The organism is Bacillus sp. FSL R7-0685 (genome assembly GCF_038002425.1).
GTDB lineage: Bacteria > Bacillota > Bacilli > Bacillales > Bacillaceae > Bacillus > Bacillus subtilis.
Genome location: NZ_JBBOCN010000001.1, coordinates 2743585 through 2764166, shown reverse-complemented (window position 1 = coordinate 2764166; position 20582 = coordinate 2743585). Strand labels below are relative to the sequence as shown.

General features: G+C 44.4%; 22 protein-coding genes, 1 tRNA gene, 1 riboswitch and 1 other annotated feature. Of the genes, 19 read left to right on the top strand and 4 right to left on the bottom strand.

All coding sequences use genetic code 11. The features are described from left to right. Nucleotides 1-159 precede the first annotated feature (159 nt). From abfB to MKY50_RS14480, 5 genes are all read left to right on the top strand, one after another. A complete protein-coding gene (gene abfB, locus MKY50_RS14500; RefSeq protein WP_015251517.1) occupies nucleotides 160-1647 on the top strand; it encodes an alpha-L-arabinofuranosidase AbfB in 1488 nt (495 codons plus the stop codon). Beyond that, nucleotides 1634-1825: a hypothetical protein gene (locus MKY50_RS14495; protein WP_003229558.1), complete on the top strand. Its 192-nt coding sequence runs from the start codon at nucleotides 1634-1636 to the stop codon at nucleotides 1823-1825. The genes abfB and MKY50_RS14495 overlap by 14 nt, the downstream gene beginning before the upstream one ends. Before the next feature lie 144 nt (nucleotides 1826-1969). Further along, entirely contained in the window at nucleotides 1970-2284 is a 315-nt protein-coding gene (gene trxA, locus MKY50_RS14490) for a thioredoxin (protein ID WP_003222500.1), read from the top strand. A 135-nt stretch (nucleotides 2285-2419) separates the two neighbouring features. Next, complete coding sequence (gene uvrC, locus MKY50_RS14485; protein WP_003229562.1) at nucleotides 2420-4192, top strand: excinuclease ABC subunit UvrC; 1773 nt, start codon at nucleotides 2420-2422, stop codon at nucleotides 4190-4192. A gap of 64 nt (nucleotides 4193-4256) precedes the next feature. Beyond that, a riboswitch (Lysine riboswitch) is annotated at nucleotides 4257-4436 on the top strand. Between the two features lie 125 nt (nucleotides 4437-4561). Further along, nucleotides 4562-5788, top strand: coding sequence for an aspartate kinase (locus tag MKY50_RS14480; protein ID WP_341116870.1), 1227 nt, complete (start codon nucleotides 4562-4564; stop codon nucleotides 5786-5788). Nucleotides 5789-5831: 43 nt separating this feature from the next. Here MKY50_RS14480 and MKY50_RS14475 read toward each other — a convergent pair whose 3' ends face one another. Next, the gene (locus MKY50_RS14475) at nucleotides 5832-6278 is read right to left on the bottom strand and encodes a YslB family protein (RefSeq protein WP_029318203.1); all 447 of its coding nucleotides are present in this window, start codon (nucleotides 6276-6278) and stop codon (nucleotides 5832-5834) included. 292 nt (nucleotides 6279-6570) lie between these two features. On the opposite strand from MKY50_RS14475, the gene sdhC reads away from it, so the two are divergent. From sdhC to MKY50_RS14415, 12 genes are all read left to right on the top strand, one after another. Then, nucleotides 6571-7179 carry a succinate dehydrogenase cytochrome B558 gene (gene sdhC, locus MKY50_RS14470; protein WP_003222512.1) on the top strand — a complete coding sequence of 203 codons (609 nt, stop codon included), beginning with the start codon at nucleotides 6571-6573 and terminating at the stop codon, nucleotides 7177-7179. A 33-nt stretch (nucleotides 7180-7212) separates the two neighbouring features. Beyond that, nucleotides 7213-8973 (top strand): succinate dehydrogenase flavoprotein subunit, encoded by a 1761-nt coding sequence (gene sdhA, locus MKY50_RS14465; protein WP_003229567.1) that lies wholly within the window; start codon nucleotides 7213-7215, stop codon nucleotides 8971-8973. A 2-nt stretch (nucleotides 8974-8975) separates the two neighbouring features. Then, nucleotides 8976-9737, top strand: coding sequence for a succinate dehydrogenase iron-sulfur subunit (gene sdhB / locus MKY50_RS14460; RefSeq protein ID WP_003229569.1), 762 nt, complete (start codon nucleotides 8976-8978; stop codon nucleotides 9735-9737). Nucleotides 9738-9797: 60 nt separating this feature from the next. Beyond that, the gene (locus MKY50_RS14455; protein ID WP_004398491.1) at nucleotides 9798-10241 is read left to right on the top strand and encodes an acyl-CoA thioesterase; all 444 of its coding nucleotides are present in this window, start codon (nucleotides 9798-9800) and stop codon (nucleotides 10239-10241) included. Between the two features lie 115 nt (nucleotides 10242-10356). After that, entirely contained in the window at nucleotides 10357-10581 is a 225-nt protein-coding gene (gene gerE, locus MKY50_RS14450) for a spore germination transcription factor GerE (RefSeq protein ID WP_003184172.1), read from the top strand. 242 nt (nucleotides 10582-10823) lie between these two features. Then, complete coding sequence (locus tag MKY50_RS14445; protein ID WP_003229573.1) at nucleotides 10824-11264, top strand: MarR family winged helix-turn-helix transcriptional regulator; 441 nt, start codon at nucleotides 10824-10826, stop codon at nucleotides 11262-11264. A gap of 7 nt (nucleotides 11265-11271) precedes the next feature. Further along, entirely contained in the window at nucleotides 11272-12090 is an 819-nt protein-coding gene (gene racE, locus MKY50_RS14440; RefSeq protein ID WP_015251521.1) for a glutamate racemase, read from the top strand. A gap of 114 nt (nucleotides 12091-12204) precedes the next feature. Then, nucleotides 12205-13305 (top strand): spore germination protein GerM, encoded by a 1101-nt coding sequence (gene gerM / locus MKY50_RS14435; RefSeq protein WP_003229578.1) that lies wholly within the window; start codon nucleotides 12205-12207, stop codon nucleotides 13303-13305. A 110-nt stretch (nucleotides 13306-13415) separates the two neighbouring features. After that, on the top strand, nucleotides 13416-14153 hold the full coding sequence (rph, locus tag MKY50_RS14430) for a ribonuclease PH (RefSeq protein WP_003246039.1): 738 nt from the start codon (nucleotides 13416-13418) through the stop codon (nucleotides 14151-14153). 12 nt (nucleotides 14154-14165) lie between these two features. After that, nucleotides 14166-14762: an XTP/dITP diphosphatase gene (locus tag MKY50_RS14425; RefSeq protein ID WP_015251523.1), complete on the top strand. Its 597-nt coding sequence runs from the start codon at nucleotides 14166-14168 to the stop codon at nucleotides 14760-14762. A 15-nt stretch (nucleotides 14763-14777) separates the two neighbouring features. Then, nucleotides 14778-15287: a metallophosphoesterase gene (locus MKY50_RS14420; RefSeq protein ID WP_003229585.1), complete on the top strand. Its 510-nt coding sequence runs from the start codon at nucleotides 14778-14780 to the stop codon at nucleotides 15285-15287. A gap of 130 nt (nucleotides 15288-15417) precedes the next feature. Further along, a tRNA-Arg gene (locus tag MKY50_RS14415) sits at nucleotides 15418-15491 on the top strand. 63 nt (nucleotides 15492-15554) lie between these two features. Here the strand turns inward: MKY50_RS14415 and MKY50_RS14410 are convergent. From MKY50_RS14410 to cotQ, 3 genes are all read right to left on the bottom strand, one after another. Next, nucleotides 15555-16376 (bottom strand): YsnF/AvaK domain-containing protein, encoded by an 822-nt coding sequence (locus tag MKY50_RS14410; protein WP_341116868.1) that lies wholly within the window; start codon nucleotides 16374-16376, stop codon nucleotides 15555-15557. A gap of 169 nt (nucleotides 16377-16545) precedes the next feature. Next, entirely contained in the window at nucleotides 16546-17007 is a 462-nt protein-coding gene (locus tag MKY50_RS14405) for a GNAT family N-acetyltransferase (protein ID WP_341116865.1), read from the bottom strand. Nucleotides 17008-17175: 168 nt separating this feature from the next. Continuing rightward, the gene (gene cotQ / locus MKY50_RS14400) at nucleotides 17176-17511 is read right to left on the bottom strand and encodes an inner spore coat protein CotQ (RefSeq protein ID WP_004398743.1); all 336 of its coding nucleotides are present in this window, start codon (nucleotides 17509-17511) and stop codon (nucleotides 17176-17178) included. A gap of 447 nt (nucleotides 17512-17958) precedes the next feature. Continuing rightward, nucleotides 17959-18205, top strand: a binding site (T-box leader). A gap of 121 nt (nucleotides 18206-18326) precedes the next feature. Between cotQ and ilvB the strand changes: the two genes are divergently transcribed. Together ilvB and ilvN are read left to right on the top strand one after the other, a co-directional pair. Further along, nucleotides 18327-20051 (top strand): acetolactate synthase large subunit, encoded by a 1725-nt coding sequence (gene ilvB / locus MKY50_RS14395; protein WP_004398643.1) that lies wholly within the window; start codon nucleotides 18327-18329, stop codon nucleotides 20049-20051. After that, on the top strand, nucleotides 20048-20566 hold the full coding sequence (gene ilvN / locus MKY50_RS14390; RefSeq protein WP_004399096.1) for an acetolactate synthase small subunit: 519 nt from the start codon (nucleotides 20048-20050) through the stop codon (nucleotides 20564-20566). Before ilvB ends, ilvN begins: the two co-directional genes overlap by 4 nt. The last annotated feature ends 16 nt before the right edge of the window (nucleotides 20567-20582 follow it).

Genomic DNA, 20582 nt, shown 5'->3' with positions numbered 1-20582 from the left:
AAATATAAATGAGATAGAAAATGTCGTTGACATGTACGAACATATATAATATGGTTACTTTAAAAGCGCTTACATTCATGCTGACTCCTCAGGCAAAAGACAGATCACATATTTGACTGTGGTGCTTTTCATATCCGTATGAAAGGAATGATCAGAGGCATGTCTGAACATCAAGCAGTGATTCAAACAGATATCGTAAAAGGAACCATTAACAAAAATATATACGGTCATTTTGCTGAGCATTTAGGAAGAGGGATTTATGAGGGGATCTGGGTCGGAACGGACTCAGACATCCCCAATATCAACGGGATACGAAAGGACGTGCTGGAGGCGCTCAAACAGCTGCACATTCCTGTCCTCAGGTGGCCGGGCGGGTGTTTTGCGGACGAATACCATTGGGCAAACGGTGTCGGTGACCGTAAGACAATGCTGAACACTCACTGGGGCGGTACAATTGAATCAAATGAATTCGGAACGCATGAATTTATGATGCTTTGCGAGCTGCTTGAATGTGAGCCATATATTTGCGGCAATGTCGGAAGCGGAACCGTTCAGGAAATGGCGGAGTGGATTGAGTATATGACATTTGAAGAAGGCACGCCGATGTCAGACTGGAGAAAACAAAATGGAAGAGAAGAGCCTTGGAATCTGAAATATTTCGGCGTGGGTAATGAAAATTGGGGCTGCGGCGGCAACATGCATCCCGAATACTACGCAGATCTGTACCGGCGTTTTCAGACTTATGTCCGCAATTACAGCGGGAATGAAATTTATAAAATTGCAGGCGGAGCAAATGTGGATGATTTTAATTGGACGGACGTGCTTATGAAAAAAGCCGCTGGCCTGATGGACGGGTTGAGTCTTCATTATTACACGATTCCGGGGGATTTCTGGAAGGGCAAAGGATCAGCCACAGAATTCACGGAAGATGAGTGGTTTATTACGATGAAAAAAGCCAAATACATCGATGAATTGATTCAAAAACACGGCACGATCATGGACCGGTACGATCCGGAGCAGCGGGTCGGGCTGATTATTGATGAATGGGGCACTTGGTTTGATCCCGAGCCAGGCACGAATCCCGGTTTCTTATATCAGCAAAACACCATTCGTGATGCACTGGTGGCGGCTTCTCATTTCCACATTTTCCATCAGCATTGCCGCCGGGTGCAAATGGCCAACATCGCCCAAACAGTAAACGTTCTACAAGCGATGATTTTGACTGAGGGCGAGCGGATGCTTTTGACACCGACGTACCATGTATTCAATATGTTTAAGGTGCACCAGGACGCTTCTCTTTTAGCAACAGAGACAATGTCTGCCGACTATGAATGGAAGGGTGAAACGCTTCCGCAAATCAGCATTTCAGCGTCGAAACAAGCTGAAGGTGATATCAATATCACTATTTGCAACATCGATCACCAAAACAAAGCGGAGGCGGAAATCGAGCTGAGAGGCCTACACAAGGCAGCGGACCATTCCGGAGTCATTCTTACGGCAGAAAAAATGAATGCGCATAACACGTTTGACGATCCTCATCATGTCAAACCGGAATCCTTCAGACAATACACGCTCAGCAAAAACAAACTGAAAGTAAAACTCCCGCCAATGTCAGTCGTCTTACTTACGCTGCGTGCTGATTCTTAATCGCGCAAGAGCGCCGGAGCTTCATGCCGGCGCTCTTTTTCAGGTTTTAAAACAGCTCCGGCAGGGCATGGTAAAGTACATGACAGTGAAGAGGAGATGTGATCTTATGCTTCGTACCATTTTAATGATTATTGGGGCAATTGTAGTGATCGGGGCCATTATCAGATTTGTGTTTTAAAAAAAGAGCATATCCCATTCAACCATATAAAAATGAGTAAACCGGCTGTGATCAGGAAAAAATAATTTGTAAGCATTAAAATAGCGTGAACGAATGGGAGATGCTATACTAAAAATCATCATTTCACATTGGAGGAATTCAATAATGGCTATCGTAAAAGCAACTGATCAATCTTTCTCAGCTGAAACAAGCGAAGGCGTCGTACTGGCAGACTTCTGGGCTCCTTGGTGCGGACCTTGTAAAATGATTGCACCTGTTCTTGAAGAATTGGATCAAGAAATGGGAGACAAACTGAAAATCGTAAAAATCGATGTAGACGAAAACCAAGAAACTGCCGGAAAATACGGCGTTATGAGCATCCCGACTCTTCTTGTGTTAAAAGACGGCGAAGTAGTTGAAACTTCAGTCGGCTTCAAACCAAAAGAAGCGCTTCAAGAGCTTGTAAACAAACATCTTTAATTTTCCGCTGCTTACATGCCAGAGCGATTCCGATTGAGGGATCGCTTTTTTTATTCGCCAATTGTGAACCATAGAGAAAAACAAACGTTCGTGTTAAACTGGAAATAAAGGATTAAACATAAGGAAGGGTAACATATGAACAAACAACTGAAAGAAAAACTCGCCCTCCTTCCTGATCAACCGGGTTGTTATCTCATGAAGGACCGGCAGCAGACTGTGATCTACGTAGGGAAAGCAAAAGTGCTGAAAAACAGAGTGCGCTCCTACTTCACCGGTTCTCACGACGCGAAAACCCAAAGGCTTGTGACGGAAATCGAGGATTTTGAATATATCGTGACGTCCTCCAATCTTGAAGCGCTTATTTTAGAAATGAATCTGATCAAAAAGCATGATCCGAAATACAACGTCATGCTCAAAGACGACAAAACCTATCCTTTCATAAAACTCACCCATGAACGCCACCCAAGGCTGATTGTCACACGCAATGTCAAAAAAGACAAAGGGCGCTATTTCGGGCCGTATCCGAATGTACAGGCAGCAAGGGAAACAAAAAAACTGCTCGACCGTCTGTATCCTCTCAGAAAATGCTCCAAGCTCCCGGACAGAGTGTGCCTTTACTATCATCTGGGCCAATGCCTCGCTCCGTGTGTAAAGGATATTTCCGAAGAGACGAACAGAGAGCTGGTTGAAAGCATTACACGTTTCTTAAGGGGCGGCTATAATGAGGTCAAAAAAGAGCTTGAAGAGAAAATGCATGAAGCTGCTGAGAATCTTGAGTTTGAACGAGCAAAAGAGCTTCGTGACCAAATGGCCCATATTGAATCAACGATGGAAAAACAAAAAATGACGATGAACGATCTAGTCGACCGTGATGTGTTCGCGTACGCGTACGATAAGGGCTGGATGTGCGTGCAGGTCTTTTTCATCCGCCAAGGAAAGCTCATTGAACGCGATGTCAGCATGTTCCCGCTTTATCAGGAAGCAGATGAAGAGTTCCTCACGTTCATCGGGCAGTTCTATTCAAAAAACAACCACTTCCTTCCGAAGGAGATTTTAGTTCCGGACAGCGTAGATCAATCCATGATCGAGCAGCTGCTGGAAACAAACGTTCACCAGCCGAAGAAAGGCCCGAAAAAAGAACTGCTCATGCTTGCCCATAAAAATGCGAAAATCGCATTGAAAGAAAAATTCTCTTTAATCGAACGCGACGAGGAGCGTTCAATCGGGGCTGTGCAGAAACTAGGTGAGGCATTAAATATTTATACGCCGCACAGAATTGAAGCGTTTGACAACTCAAACATACAGGGGACAAACCCGGTTTCCGCGATGATTGTGTTTATCGATGGCAAACCATACAAAAAGGAATACCGCAAATATAAAATCAAAACTGTTACAGGGCCGGATGATTACGGTTCTATGAGAGAGGTTGTCAGAAGACGCTATACGAGAGTGCTTCGTGAGAATCTGCCGCTGCCCGATCTGATTATCATTGACGGAGGAAAAGGGCAGATCAACGCAGCAAGGGATGTCATTGAAAATGAACTCGGCTTGGATATCCCGATCGCCGGTCTAGCGAAAGATGAAAAACACAGAACCTCAAATTTACTGATCGGTGATCCGCTGGAGGTGGTGTATCTGGAACGAAACAGCCAGGAATTTTACCTCCTGCAGCGCATTCAGGACGAGGTGCACCGTTTTGCAATCAGTTTTCACAGGCAAATCCGCGGAAAAAGCGCGTTTCAATCCGTTTTGGACGACATCCCGGGTATCGGAGAGAAAAGAAAGAAAATGCTGTTAAAGCATTTCGGTTCCGTTAAAAAAATGAAGGAAGCAAGCCTTGAGGACATCAAAAAAGCCGGTGTTCCCACAGCGGCGGCTCAGCTCCTTTACGACAAATTGCAAAAATAATGTTGTCCTTTTAAATAAGATCTGATAAAATGTGAACTAATTTCATAGTTAGATCGTGTTATATGGTGAAGATAGAGGTGCGAACTTCAAGAGTATGCCTTTGGAGAAAGATGGATTCTGTGAAAAAGGCTGAAAGGGGAGCGTCGCCGAAGCAAATAAAACCCCATCGGTATTATTTGCTGGCCGTGCATTGAATAAATGTAAGGCTGTCAAGAAATCATTTTCTTGGAGGGCTATCTCGTTGTTCATAATCATTTATGATGATTAATTGATAAGCAATGAGAGTATTCCTCTCATTGCTTTTTTTATTGTGGACAAAGCGCTCTTTCTCCTCACCCGCACGAACCAAAATGTAAAGGGTGGTAATACATGGGTCTTATTGTACAAAAATTCGGAGGCACTTCCGTTGGCTCAGTCGAAAACATTCAAAATGCGGCAAACCGCGCAATTGCAGAAAAACAGAAAGGCCATCAAGTCGTTGTCGTCGTTTCAGCAATGGGAAAATCCACTGACGAATTGGTCAGCCTTGCAAAAGCTATTTCTGACCAGCCGAGCAAACGCGAAATGGATATGCTGCTGGCGACAGGCGAGCAGGTCACGATTTCACTCCTTTCAATGGCATTGCAGGAAAAAGGCTATGACGCTGTGTCTTATACTGGCTGGCAGGCGGGAATCCGTACGGAGGCCATTCACGGAAACGCCAGAATTACAGATATCGACACTTCGGTTTTAGCAGACCAGCTTGAAAAAGGAAAAATTGTCATTGTTGCAGGATTCCAAGGCATGACAGAGGATTGTGAAATTACGACATTGGGCCGGGGCGGTTCAGATACAACAGCAGTTGCTTTGGCTGCCGCTTTAAAAGCTGATAAATGTGACATATACACAGACGTGCCAGGCGTGTTTACAACCGATCCGCGCTATGTGAAATCAGCGAGAAAACTTGAGGGCATCTCATACGATGAAATGCTTGAGCTTGCCAATTTAGGCGCCGGTGTTCTTCATCCGAGAGCAGTTGAGTTCGCGAAAAATTACCAAGTGCCGTTAGAAGTGCGTTCAAGTACAGAAACCGAAGCGGGAACATTAATTGAGGAGGAATCATCCATGGAACAGAATTTAATTGTCAGAGGCATTGCATTTGAAGATCAAATCACAAGAGTAACCATTTACGGGCTGACTAGCGGCCTGACAACTTTGTCTACTATTTTTACAACACTTGCCAAAAGAAACATAAACGTGGATATCATTATCCAAACGCAGGCCGAGGACAAGACTGGAATTTCCTTCTCTGTCAAAACAGAAGATGCAGACCAAACCGTTGCGGTGCTTGAAGAGTATAAAGACGCGCTGGAATTTGAGAAAATCGAGACAGAAAGCAAATTGGCTAAAGTATCTATTGTTGGATCCGGCATGGTCTCAAATCCTGGTGTAGCGGCTGAAATGTTTGCTGTACTGGCGCAAAAAAATATTTTAATCAAAATGGTCAGCACATCTGAAATCAAAGTGTCAACAGTCGTAAGCGAAAATGACATGGTGAAAGCAGTCGAGTCGCTTCACGATGCATTTGAGCTTTCAAAACACCCTTCAGCTGTGTAATGACAATCAAAAAGGCGGGACTATGCAGTCACCGCCTTTTTGATTACACTGGGTCTTTCATATCCCATTTCACAGTCAGAACCACTTTATCGGCTCTCTTTTTCACTTGTTCATATGATTCGGCAATCTGATCATTCATCAATTGAATTTGTTCAGCGATAAAACCAGCCTCCAGCTGAAAGCAAGGTTCTTTCTGATGTTTAAGCCGGTTGGAAATAATCGGCCCTTCAAGTTCAAATTCAAGCTCCTGTTTTTTAGCGTTTACGTTGGTGAGGGTTCCCCAGCCCGCTTCTTCAAAGAAGGCCGGAAATTCCTCCCATGATTCAAGAGGAAACTTACGGGCGAGATGTTTTCCTGCCCAATACATCATGGAAGAGTAATCTTGGCCAAGCATATCTGGGAGAACGATCTCTCGTATTAGTTCGTAGGCATAGGCGTTCATTTCAATTTCTTTTAGGTTGTCAATAGATGCTTCAAATTTAGACTTCATATCTGTCTCCCCTCTCTCCTGCGTATATTATAGCTCAAACAGGGGGGAGGATTACAGAATGATCCTGTAATTCTTATGAAAAATTAAGCAAGAAATATATATTGATAAAATAAAATTTTTCAATCAACTAATCAATTCGGAAAATTATAATTTATGTACGCGTTTTCTTGACGCCCTTTTGAGGGAGGAGTAAAATGAAATTGTCAATAAATCTTAATAAAGTGCTTACAATTGAAAGAAGTGGGGGAAGAGATTTAGCACATTTCGCACTTATCAAACAGGGGGTAAAGTAATGTCTGGGAACAGAGAGTTTTATTTTCGAAGATTGCATTCCTTGCTTGGCGTCATACCGGTCGGCATCTTTCTTATTCAGCATTTAGTCGTCAACCAGTTTGCCGCAAGGGGCGCTGAAGCATTCAATAGCGCTGCTCATTTTATGGATAGCCTGCCTTTCAGGTATGCCTTGGAAATTTTTATTATCTTCTTACCATTAATTTATCATGCAGTTTATGGTGTGTACATAGCGTTTACTGCGAAAAATAACGCAGGCCAATACAGCTACATGAGAAACTGGCTATTCGTCCTGCAGCGTGTAACCGGTATCATCACCCTCATTTTTGTCAGCTGGCACGTGTGGGAAACCCGCATTGCCGCACAAATGGGCGCTGAGGTCAATTTCGACATGATGGCGAATATTTTGAGCTCTCCGGCTATGCTTGGTTTTTACATTGTCGGTGTTTTATCAACAATTTTCCACTTCTCGAACGGTTTATGGTCTTTCGCTGTTACTTGGGGCATCACGGTAACGCCTCGTTCTCAAAGAATTTCGACATACGTTACGCTGATTATTTTTGTTGCACTGTCATACGTAGGCTTAAAAGCGATTTTTGCATTTGTTTAAGAGTACTAGATTACTAGAGGGAGAGGGGCTATCATGAGTCAATCAAGCATTATCGTAGTCGGCGGGGGTCTTGCCGGCCTCATGGCGACAATTAAAGCAGCGGAATCAGGAATGGCGGTTAAGTTGTTTTCCATCGTTCCTGTCAAACGTTCTCATTCGGTTTGTGCGCAAGGCGGCATAAACGGAGCGGTCAATACAAAAGGGGAAGGTGACTCTCCGTGGGAACATTTTGATGACACGGTATACGGGGGAGACTTTCTTGCCAACCAGCCGCCGGTCAAGGCGATGTGTGAAGCGGCGCCTTCAATCATCCACTTATTAGACCGGATGGGCGTCATGTTTAACCGGACGCCTGAAGGCCTGCTTGATTTCCGCCGATTCGGGGGTACACAGCACCACAGAACTGCTTATGCTGGTGCGACGACGGGACAGCAGCTGCTTTACGCACTGGACGAGCAAGTGCGCAGATACGAAGTTGCGGGTCTGGTCACAAAATACGAAGGCTGGGAATTCCTTGGCGCTGTTTTAGATGATGACAGAACCTGCCGTGGAATTGTTGCACAAAACCTGACAAACATGCAAATTGAATCCTTCCGTTCAGACGCTGTCATTATGGCGACGGGCGGACCGGGAATCATCTTTGGAAAATCAACGAACTCCATGATTAATACAGGATCTGCTGCGTCAATCGTTTATCAGCAGGGAGCGTATTATGCAAACGGAGAATTCATTCAAATCCACCCGACAGCCATACCGGGCGATGACAAATTAAGACTGATGAGTGAATCAGCGCGTGGTGAAGGCGGGCGCGTGTGGACATATAAAGACGGCAAACCATGGTATTTCCTGGAGGAAAAATATCCGGCATACGGAAACCTGGTGCCGCGTGATATTGCGACACGCGAAATATTTGATGTGTGTGTGAACCAGAAGCTTGGCATTAACGGTGAAAACATGGTATATCTCGATCTGTCTCATAAAGATCCGAAAGAGCTTGATATTAAGCTTGGAGGCATCATTGAGATTTATGAGAAATTCATGGGAGACGACCCGCGTAAGCTCCCAATGAAAATCTTCCCGGCGGTCCATTATTCTATGGGCGGTTTATGGGTGGATTACGATCAAATGACAAATATCCCTGGACTGTTTGCGGCTGGGGAATGTGATTATTCTATGCACGGCGGCAACCGCTTGGGAGCGAACTCCCTGCTGTCTGCGATTTACGGAGGCATGGTGGCCGGTCCGAATGCGGTGAAATATGTAAACGGCTTAGAATCTTCAGCGGAAGACATGTCTTCATCTTTATTCGACGCTCACGTTAAGAAAGAAGAAGAAAAATGGGCTGATATTATGAGTATGGACGGAACCGAAAATGCCTATGTTCTTCACAAAGAGCTCGGTGAGTGGATGACGGCGAACGTAACGGTTGTCCGCCATAATGACAAGCTTTTGAAAACGGATGACAAAATTCAGGAGTTAATGGAGCGCTTCAAAAAGATCAACATCAATGACACGACAAAATGGAGCAACCAGGGAGCGATGTTCACACGCCAGTTCTCGAACATGCTTCAGCTTGCGAGGGTGATTACCCTTGGCGCATACAACCGTAATGAAAGCCGGGGCGCCCATTATAAACCGGATTATCCTGAACGTAATGATGATGAATGGCTCAAAACAACAATGGCTAAACATGTAAGCCCGTATGAAGCGCCGGAATTTGAGTATCAGGATGTCGATGTATCACTGATAACGCCTCGGAAACGGGATTACTCGAAGAAGAAGGTGGCGAAATAATCATGAGTGAACAAAAAACCATACGATTTATTATCACACGTCAAGATACAGCTGACAGCACGCCTTATGATGAAGAATTTGAGATTCCATACCGCCCGAATCTGAACGTCATTTCCGCTCTGATGGAAATCCGCCGGAATCCGGTTAATGTCAAAGGTGAGAAGACAACCCCTGTCACATGGGATATGAACTGTCTTGAGGAAGTATGCGGCGCATGTTCAATGGTTATAAACGGAAAACCCCGCCAGTCTTGTACGGCGCTTATTGACCAGCTTGAACAGCCAATCCGTTTAAAACCAATGAAAACATTCCCAGTCGTTCGTGATTTGCAGGTTGATCGCAGCAGAATGTTTGATTCATTGAAAAAAGTTAAAGCATGGATACCGATTGACGGTACGTACGATTTAGGACCGGGGCCGAGAATGCCAGAAAAACGCCGTCAATGGGCATATGAATTATCAAAATGCATGACATGCGGCGTCTGCCTCGAAGCTTGCCCGAATGTGAACAGCAAATCGAAGTTCATGGGGCCTGCACCGATGTCGCAAGTCCGCCTGTTTAACGCGCATCCGACAGGCGCCATGAATAAATCTGAACGATTAGAAGCATTAATGGATGAAGGCGGCCTTGCAGATTGCGGCAACTCGCAAAACTGTGTTCAATCCTGTCCGAAGGGGATTCCGCTTACCACTTCGATTGCAGCCTTGAATAGAGATACAAACTTACAAGCGTTCCGCAATTTCTTCGGAAGCGACAGAGTATAAGAAGAAAAAACCTCTTCCGCATGGGAGAGGTTTTTTTAAACAATAAGGAGATGAAAAAAGATGAAGCTTCCCGCTTATATTGATATGCCGTTTCAAGAATGGAAAACATCCTTTTCTTTTTTCAATAAGGTATCCGTAAGATTTTCCGAGACAGACATGTTTGGGCATATGAATAATGTAACCCCTTTTATATATTTTGAGGAGGTGCGGATTTCTTATTTTAAAAAGCTGAATATGATGAGTGAAAACAAACAGACCATGACAGTCGTGGCAAGCCAGCAATGCGATTATTTGCGCCAAGTCATGCCTTATGAAGAGTTGCGCATCTATGTGAAAACAAGCGCAGTCGGCAGTTCATCTCTTACCTTGCACTATCTCGGAGAGAACCTCGAAGGCGAACCCTGCTTCACCGGGGCAGTCGTGATGGTTCAAGTCTCAAAGGAAAGCGGCAAGGCTGTCAGCTGGACAGATGAGGAGAAAGAAACGCTCCTTCATACACGATAAACTAATTATCTTGTAAACGTCACCTCCTGCGCCCTTCTTACATATGATATCTCGACTATATCAAAACCCATTCGTTTCTGATTCGCTCTCACCTTAGCAAGGAGGGTTACAATACTTGAAGGAGAAAGAATTTCAATCGAAGCCGCTGCTAACGAAAAGAGAAAGAGAAGTGTTCGAATTGCTCGTTCAAGATAAGACAACAAAGGAGATTGCAAGCGAGCTATTTATCAGTGAGAAAACCGTTCGAAACCATATTTCAAATGCCATGCAGAAATTGGGTGTGAAAGGGCGTTCGCAAGCCGTTGTTGAGCTTCTTAGAATGGGTGAGCTAGAGCTTTAATCCTTGCCGGTATTCCTTCTTTTGGAAGGAGCCGGTTATTGCTGTTTGTTTGGAACATTCGAAACCATATTTGGAATGCTGTGAAAAACGTAGGCAAGCATAAATTAAATTTTATTTCTTGATGTTGTTTGACTAAAGTCCTCTATTTCTCTCCTGCGAGTCTTGCATTTTCTTCAAAAAAGAAGGAAAATAGACACGGAACGCTTTTGTGCGTAAGAGATCCTTGAGTGAGGGATGGACAAATGACATCAAAACCTTTGGAGCATGTTGCGGATATTGAAAAGTCACTCCGCCACATTGCCGCGATCATTAAGCAAAAAGGACGAGAAATCCTTAATCAATATGCGATTACGCCGCCGCAATTTGTCGGCTTGCAATGGCTTTATGAACTAGGAGATATGACAATCGGTGAATTATCGGGCAAAATGTATCTGGCATGCAGCACGACAACGGACTTAATCGACCGCATGCAAAAAAATGAGCTTGTTGAGCGGGTCAAGGACCCGGCGGACAGACGTGTCGTCCGGATACATCTGCTGCCTGAAGGAGAACGGATTATCCAAGAGGTCATTACAAAAAGACAGGAATATCTGCGTGATATGTTCGAATCGTTTACAGATGAAGAAATAGCCATCTTCGAAAAATCTTTGATGAAACTGCAGCATGAAATGAAGAGAAAATGAGGCGATTTTGTTGGAACAACCAATAGGAGTCATTGATTCCGGGGTTGGCGGTTTAACCGTTGCGAAGGAAATCATGAGACAGCTACCTAAAGAAAATATTATCTACGTCGGGGATACGAAACGGTGTCCTTATGGGCCGCGCCCTGAAGAAGAGGTGCTTCAATATACGTGGGAGCTGACGAATTATTTACTTGAAAACCACCACATCAAAATGCTCGTGATCGCCTGTAATACAGCAACAGCGATCGCATTGGATGACATCCAGCGAAGCGTCGGTATACCGGTGGTCGGAGTGATCCAGCCTGGTGCGAGAGCAGCGATAAAAGTGACGGATAATCAGCATATCGGTGTCATCGGCACAGAGAATACGATTAAGAGCAATGCATACGAAGAGGCGCTTTTGGCATTAAATCCTGATCTGAAGGTTGAAAACCTTGCCTGCCCGCTGCTTGTACCTTTTGTGGAAAGCGGGAAGTTTCTCGACAAAACAGCAGACGAGATTGTCAAAACCTCGCTGTATCCGTTAAAAGACACATCAATTGATTCGCTGATTTTAGGCTGCACCCACTATCCCATCTTAAAAGAAGCCATTCAAAGATATATGGGAGAACACGTTAACATTATTTCGTCCGGCGATGAAACAGCCCGGGAAGTCAGCACGATTCTCTCGTATAAAGGGCTGCTGAACCAGTCTGCGAATGCCCCGGATCATCAGTTCTTGACAACAGGAGCGCGTGATCAGTTTGCGAAAATCGCAGACGATTGGTTTGGGCATGAGGTAGGCCATGTGGAATGCATCTCACTGCAAGAACCGATTAGAAGATAGTTTTCCCCGCAACGGTATGTTGCGGGTTTTTTTCTGTTTTGCCGGAATTCTTCGGTCTATTTCCTAAAGAGGCTCGTATACATAATAGTACAAACATCCTTAGGAGGGAAAAGTATGCTGAAAAAAGGACCTGCAGTCATTGGTGCCACTTGTCTCACCTCTGCCTTGCTTTTATCCGGATGCGGTTTGTTTCAATCTGATAAGGCAGCCGAGGAAATTGATCCGCCTCAAGACGTTACATTCGTGAACGATGAAGCGGGTGCCAATTCAAATACAACAGCAGCCAAAAAAACAGAAAGTGAAAAAAGCGATACAGCAAAAGCGGATCAAGCCTCATCTACTGTCATGAGGGAGCTTTATCTCATTGATAAAAACGGGTATGTTGTTGCGCAAACGCTGCCTCTCCCTAAAAGTGAGAGCACGGCTAAGCAGGCGCTTGAATACCTCGTACAGGGCGGGCCTGTGTCTGAAATTCTTCCGAATGGCTTCAGAGCTGTATTGCCGGCTGACACCACCGTTAACGTTGACATCAAAAAAGATGGAACCGCGATAGCTGATTTCTCTAATGAGTTCAAAAATTATAAGAAAGAAGACGAACAGAAAATCGTTCAATCTGTGACGTGGACGCTGACGCAATTTAGTTCGATAGATAAAGTGAAGCTGAGAATAAACGGGCATGAACTGAAGGAGATGCCTGTAGGAGGGACGCCGATCTCAGATGATTTAAGCCGCAAAGACGGCATTAATTTGGAGACAGCCGGTGTAAATGATCTCACTGCTACCCATCCGCTGACAGTCTACTACTTGGCGGAAAACGAAGACAGTGAATACTACGTGCCGGTGACGAAACGAATCGACAATTCGGAAAAAGACGACATCACGGCAGCCATTAATGAATTGGCTAAAGGGCCAAGCAAGGTGAGCGGGCTGTTAACAGACTTCAGTGAAGATGTAAAGCTTGTCAGCAAACCGAAAATCAAAGACGGGCGCGTGACGTTGGATTTCAATCAATCTATATTCGGCAGCGCCGATGAGAAGACGAAAATGATTTCTTCAGAAGTGCTGAACAGCATTGTGCTGACGTTAACGGAGCAGCCGGATGTAAAAAGCGTCTCTGTTAAAGTGAACGGAAAATCAGAGCTTGTAAATGAAAAAGGCGAAAAGCTCACAGAACCGGTCTCCAGACCTTCTCAAGTGAATACGGGTAGTTTTTAAATTGGGATTTTTGATATACTAGAAAGAAAGAGGTTAGCGTTCCGGCTGCCTCTTTCTTTATTCAATTCCGGGACAAAAATGGTTTATGTACATACAATCGGAGGTAAAACATGAGACATGACGGAAGACAACACGATGAGCTGCGTCCAATCACATTCGATTTGGATTTTATCAGCCATCCGGAAGGTTCTGTTCTAATAACAGCGGGAAATACAAAGGTAATCTGCAACGCGTCTGTTGAGGACCGCGTACCGCCGTTTTTGCGGGGCGGAGGGAAAGGCTGGATTACAGCAGAGTACAGCATGCTGCCGCGGGCAACAAACCAAAGAACAATCAGAGAATCTTCTAAGGGGAAAATTTCCGGCAGAACAATGGAGATCCAACGCCTGATCGGCCGCGCGCTTCGAGCTGTTGTAGATCTGGAAAAGCTCGGTGAACGGACGATTTGGATTGACTGTGATGTCATTCAAGCTGATGGAGGAACTAGAACAGCTTCCATTACAGGCGCATTTCTTGCTATGGCGATTGCGATTGGCAAGCTGATCAAAGCAGGAACAATCAAGACAAATCCGATCACTGATTTTCTTGCTGCAATCTCTGTTGGAATTGATAAGGAACAGGGAATTTTGTTAGATTTAAATTATGAAGAAGATTCCTCTGCTGAAGTTGACATGAATGTCATCATGACAGGCAGCGGCCGTTTTGTGGAATTGCAGGGAACCGGGGAAGAGGCAACTTTTTCTAGAGAGGATCTGAACGGTCTTCTGGGTCTTGCGGAAAAAGGAATCCAAGAGCTGATTGACAAGCAAAAAGAAGTGCTGGGTGATTCTCTGCCAGAACTGAAATAAAGACAGAAAGGCTTGATCATCATGAAAGAAGCAATTATTGCAACACATAATCCGGGAAAAGTGAAGGAATTCAAAGAAATTCTTGAGCCAAGAGGCTATGATGTCAAATCTTTAGCTGAAATTGGATTCACAGAGGAAATTGAAGAAACAGGCCATACATTTGAAGAAAATGCCATTCTGAAAGCGGAAGCTGTTGCCAAAGCAGTGAACAAAATGGTGATTGCGGATGACTCCGGACTATCCATCGATAATCTTGGCGGCAGACCCGGGGTTTATTCAGCCCGCTATGCAGGGGAACAGAAAGACGACCAGGCAAATATCGAAAAAGTGCTCAGCGAGCTGAAAGGTATCGAAAAAGAACAGCGCACCGCCCGTTTCCGCTGCGCACTGGCCGTGAGTATTCCCGGAGAGGAAACAAAAACAGTCGAAGGCCATGTTGAAGGGTATATTGCTGAAGAACCGAGAGGAGAATATGGCTTTGGCTATGACCCAATTTTTATCGTGAAAGATAAAGATAAGACGATGGCTGAACTGACAAGTGATGAAAAAAATAAAATCAGCCATAGGGCTGACGCGCTTAAAAAGCTGTCTAAGCTTTTGGAGGCATAAGGAGGAAGCTTGTACATGAACGTGCTGATTATCAGTGACAGCCATGGGCTTGAAGAAGAACTCCAAACCATTGCGAAACGGCATGAGGCAGAAGTTGATCTCATGATTCATTGCGGGGACTCTGAGCTTGAGACGAGGCATCCTGCATTGGAGCCTTATGCGGTTGTAAAAGGCAATTGCGATTTTGCCGGCGATTTTAAGGACGAGCTTCTTCTGACTGCCGGCTCAAGAAAAATACTAGTCACACACGGCCACCTTCACGGTATAAAACAGACCTTGTTAAACGTATACTATCGTGCAGAGGAGCTCGGGGCGGATGTTATCTGCTTCGGGCATTCGCACATCGCGGGAAGCGAAGTGCTGCGCGGAAAACTGATGATTAACCCAGGCAGCATCCGGCTTCCGAGGGTGCGCAGGACAGAAAGCTATGCTATACTGACATTAGAAAATGATGCTGCGACAGTCCGTTTTTACGACCAAGCAGGCAATGAAATTGAGGATCTGCAAAATCGAGTCACACTATGAAAATGTCATGAGGAAGAAAATTTTCTTCCTCATGAAAAAAATTCTAAAAAACCGTTGACTTATTATTGCATCCCATATATAATAAATCTTGTCGCTGATAGTTAAAGCGAAAAACAAAAAAACAAAACGTGTCCCAGTAGCTCAGCTGGATAGAGCAACGGCCTTCTAAGCCGTCGGTCGGGAGTTCGAATCTCTCCTGGGACGTACCAAAAGAAAAACCTCAAATCCATTTAGGATTTGAGGTTTTTTGTTGTCGGTCTATGATTTTCATTTGTTATTTAACGGATCATCATCCAAGCCGTCAACTTTTCCTTCTTTATTCAGACGAGGTTCTTCTTTTTTCACAGTTTCAGAAATATGTTCATTTTCTTCAACAGTGCGTTTGCCGACAACCACTTCATCAGTGACAACCGGTTTTTTAGTCACTTCCAGCTTTTCCTCAACGATTGGAACTCTGATCTCTTCCGAATCGTTGACGGGAGCAGCGTCCGTTTTATTTTCATCCACTGGACGGCGTTCGACATAAATTTCATCATGTCTCACCGGAATGTCCATATCTCTTTTTTCTGTTTTCACTTCTTTTCCTATTTCTACTTCGCCGGTTTGAACGTCTTCCTTATCGACCTTCAGCTGTTCTTCCCGGAGCGGCATCGTTTTTTCTTCTTTCGTTGTATAATCCAATTCATTTGTGCTTGAAAAGCCGCCTGAAAGGGCATTGCCGTTATCAATAGGAGCAATTACATCTGCATCTGTATCGACGGCTACCAGAAGTTTTCCGTCATCCAAATCTTCTTGATACTTGTCTATTTCATCAGTTTTAATATCCAAGTCGGATAATGCTTTGCTGTGTGTAGAAGTATCATCCATTGTGAAATAATCTTTCAGTTTATCGAAAAAAGATTCAGATTCGTCCTGATGTGCATCGATGGCTTGATTGACTTCTGTTCCTGTACGTGACTCCAAATAATCTGTATCTCGCCGGCTTGTCACAACAGAAATGTCATCAGAATCATAGCCTTTTGTGAGTAAGCCTTCAATCGCTGCGATGGTTTCCTGCGGAGTTTCATATACACCAACTATGCTTTTCATATCAATCTCCTCCTTTATGAATTTGCATGATATCGTTCATGTCGTTTGTAATTCCCGCTGTTCTTTGAATTAAACAAAATTGAAAACATTGGCGGGTATCAAAAGGGTGAAATGTTTGTGAATATCAAAAAAGATAGATAAGACAGACTTTCCTCTGTCTTATCTATCTTCATAGTTGCAGCTCCTTTGTCATAAACACACTGTTCGGATCTTCACTGTAGTCTGCAAACGGTTCACAATACTGGAAACCGAAGCTTTCATACAATTTTCTTGCCGGCTCAAATGAAGCCATTGAACCCGTTTCTAAGCTTAACCGCTCATAGCCTCGCTTCTCGGCTTCTTCAATGATGTGCTGGAGAACTTGTTTGGCAACGCCTTTTCTTAAATGTGATGCAGATGTTCGCATTGATTTGATTTCTCCATGCCGGGTGTCCAGTTCTTTTAGCGCTCCGCAGCCAGCTAGTTCATCACCTTCCCATGCGCTCCAAAATGTTATTTCAGGCCCTCTTAGTTTTTCTAAACCTAAGGCATGAATGCTTTCTGGCGGGGACATAAGCGTCATGCTATGTAAATGCTCATTCACCAGTGAAACCACCTGACGTCCAGTTAAATCGTCTATTTTTATATGCAATTTTATTCCTCCTCGAAAACTTACGGATTGTGCAGAATATCGTTCAATTCATCTAAATCATATTCCATCCTGTTTCCAAATATAAAGACAGAAAATGTGACTGTATTTGTGAAGTCGTTTTAAAACAATAAAAGGACCGCAATAGATGTTCGGCCCTTGTGGTATTCTTTAATATCTAAAGCCTCCGTGTACGCCTGGCGCCCCGCTGAATCCGCCGGCATGTATCGCTGGAGCACTTAAGCTGCCGCCATGGCCGCTAAAGCCTGCACCTGAAAATTGCTGTCCGTAAAATCCTGAAGCGTATGGGAATGAGGAGTACATTCCAGAGGGAGTGGTTAACGGGCTGTATGCCTGACTGAACGGCTGTCCGTATCCGTAGCCTCCAAATGGCTGCTGGCTTTGCTGGTAAAAGGGAGGGACAGCAGGATAGTACTGCTGCGGAAAGTTGGGGAAGCTTGGAAAGCCCGCAGGAAATCCTTGCATGTCTGCAAATGATTTATTCATCGTATCACCTTTTCTTTGCAAGATATCATTAATGTATGCCGAGGGAACAAGAGAAGTGCCTATCCGAAATTGAAATGGATTGCAAGATGATCTGTCAGACTCAATCCATATACGAACCATATCGTGTTATAAAATCTTACATGTTTATATAAAATTAAATAATTCTGGTTTATTCTTGATAGATTAATAAAAAAATTATAAAAACTTTTAACATTTGCAATTCCTTTTGTACCAATAATGAAAGCGTATACAATATAGTTTGATTAATCGAAATTGTCTAATAATTTTAAAAAATGCTGTTGACACTGCGTCCAAAGCGGCGTAATATGAGTTCAACAAAAGATAAACGCAAGCTTCACAAGCGAAAATCATCGCAGTATGATTCTAAAAAAATGAAAAACAAACGACCTTCTTGAACAGCTGGAAAGCCGTTCCGAAGGCTGAATATGAAAAGCGCAGATGAGGATAAGTAGCCTTGATAAAGTTTTCCACAGAGAACCGGGTTAGCTGAGAACCGGCGAAGCTTTACAAGGTGAACTCGCCTCAGAGTGCCAGTCTGAAATGACAGTAGGACTTGGCCGGGTGAACTTGATTCACTCGTTACTAAAGCGGATAGAAATATCCATGAGACGGCCGATTAACAGGCCGTAAACAAGGGTGGTACCGCGGAAAGAAAAGCCTTTTCGCCCCTTTTAGCTATCGCAGTTACTGCGCGGCTGATTGTGGGCGGAAGGGCTTTTTTTATTGAATAATCAGCTATCTAGATAATGAAAAGATGATCTTTAAAGGATGAAAATCCAAAAGGAGGAACTAAAATGGGGACTAATGTACAGGTGGATTCAGCATCTGCCGAATGTACACAGACGATGAGCGGAGCATTAATGCTGATTGAATCATTAAAAAAAGAGAAAGTAGAAATGATCTTCGGTTATCCGGGCGGGGCTGTGCTTCCGATTTACGATAAGCTATACAATTCAGGGTTGGTACATATCCTTCCTCGTCACGAACAAGGCGCAATTCATGCAGCGGAGGGATACGCAAGAGTCTCCGGAAAACCGGGTGTCGTCATTGCCACGTCAGGACCGGGAGCGACAAACCTTGTTACAGGCCTTGCTGATGCCATGATTGATTCATTGCCGTTAGTCGTCTTTACAGGGCAGGTAGCAACCTCTGTAATCGGGAGCGATGCATTTCAGGAAGCGGACATTTTAGGGATTACGATGCCAGTGACAAAACACAGCTACCAGGTTCGCCAGCCGGAAGATCTGCCGCGCATCATTAAAGAAGCGTTTCATATTGCAACAACTGGAAGACCCGGACCTGTATTGATTGATATTCCGAAAGATGTGGCAACAATTGAAGGAGAATTCAGCTACGATCATGAGATGAATCTCCCGGGATACCAGCCGACAACAGAGCCGAATTATTTGCAGATCCGCAAGCTTGTGGAAGCCGTGAGCAGTGCGAAAAAACCGGTGATCCTGGCGGGTGCGGGCGTACTGCACGGAAAAGCGTCAGAAGAATTAAAAAATTATGCTGAACAGCAGCAAATCCCTGTGGCACACACCCTTTTGGGGCTCGGAGGCTTCCCGGCTGACCATCCGCTTTTCCTGGGGATGGCGGGAATGCACGGTACTTATACAGCCAATATGGCCCTTCATGAATGTGATCTATTAATCAGTATCGGCGCCCGTTTTGATGACCGTGTCACAGGAAACCTGAAACACTTTGCCAGAAACGCAAAGATTGCTCACATCGATATTGATCCAGCTGAAATCGGAAAAATCATGAAAACACAGATTCCTGTAGTCGGAGACAGCAAAATTGTCCTGCAGGAGCTGATCAAACAAGACGGCAAACAAAGCGATTCAAGCGAATGGAAAAAACAGCTCGCCGAATGGAAAGAAGAGTATCCGCTCTGGTATGTAGATAATGAAGAAGAAGGTTTTAAACCTCAGAAATTGATTGAATATATTCATCAATTTACAAAAGGAGAGGCCATTGTCGCAACGGATGTAGGCCAGCATCAAATGTGGTCAGCGCAATTTTATCCGTTCCAAAAAGCAGATAAATGGGTCACGTCAGGCGGACTTGGAACGATGGGATTCGGTCTTCCGGCGGCGATCGGCGCACAGCTGGCCGAAAAAGATGCTACTGTTGTCGCGGTTGTCGGAGACGGCGGATTCCAAATGACGCTCCAAGAACTCGATGTTATTCGCGAATTAAATCTTCCGGTCAAGGTAGTGATTTTAAATAACGCTTGTCTCGGAATGGTCAGACAGTGGCAGGAAATTTTCTATGAAGAACGTTATTCAGAATCTAAATTCGCTTCTCAGCCTGACTTCGTCAAATTGTCCGAAGCATACGGCATTAAAGGCATCAGAATTTCATCAGAAGCGGAAGCAAAGGAAAAGCTGGAAGAGGCATTGACATCAAGAGAACCTGTTGTCATTGACGTGCGGGTTGCCAGCGAAGAAAAAGTATTCCCGATGGTGGCTCCGGGGAAAGGGCTGCATGAAATGGTGGGGGTGAAACCTTGAAAAGAATTATCACATTGACTGTGGTGAACCGCTCCGGGGTGTTAAACCGGATCACCGGTCTATTCACAAAAAGGCATTACAACATTGAAAGCATTACAGTTGGACACACAGAAACAGCCGGCGTTTCCAGAATCACCTTCGTCGTTCACGTTGAAGGAGAAAATGATGTTGAACAGTTAACGAAACAGCTCAACAAACAGATTGATGTGCTGAAAGTCACGGACATCACAAATCAATCGATTGTCCAGAGGGAGCTGGCCTTAATCAAGGTTGTCTCCGCACCTTCAACGAGAACAGAGATTAATGGAATCATAGAACCGTTTAGAGCCTCTGTCGTTGATGTCAGCAGAGACAGCATCGTTGTTCAGGTGACAGGTGAATCTAACAAAATTGAAGCGCTTATTGAATTATTAAAACCTTATGGCATTAAAGAAATCGCGAGAACAGGTACAACGGCTTTTGCGAGGGGAACCCAGCAAAAGGCGTCATCCAATAAAACAATATCTATTGTATAAAACATAACAAGGGAGA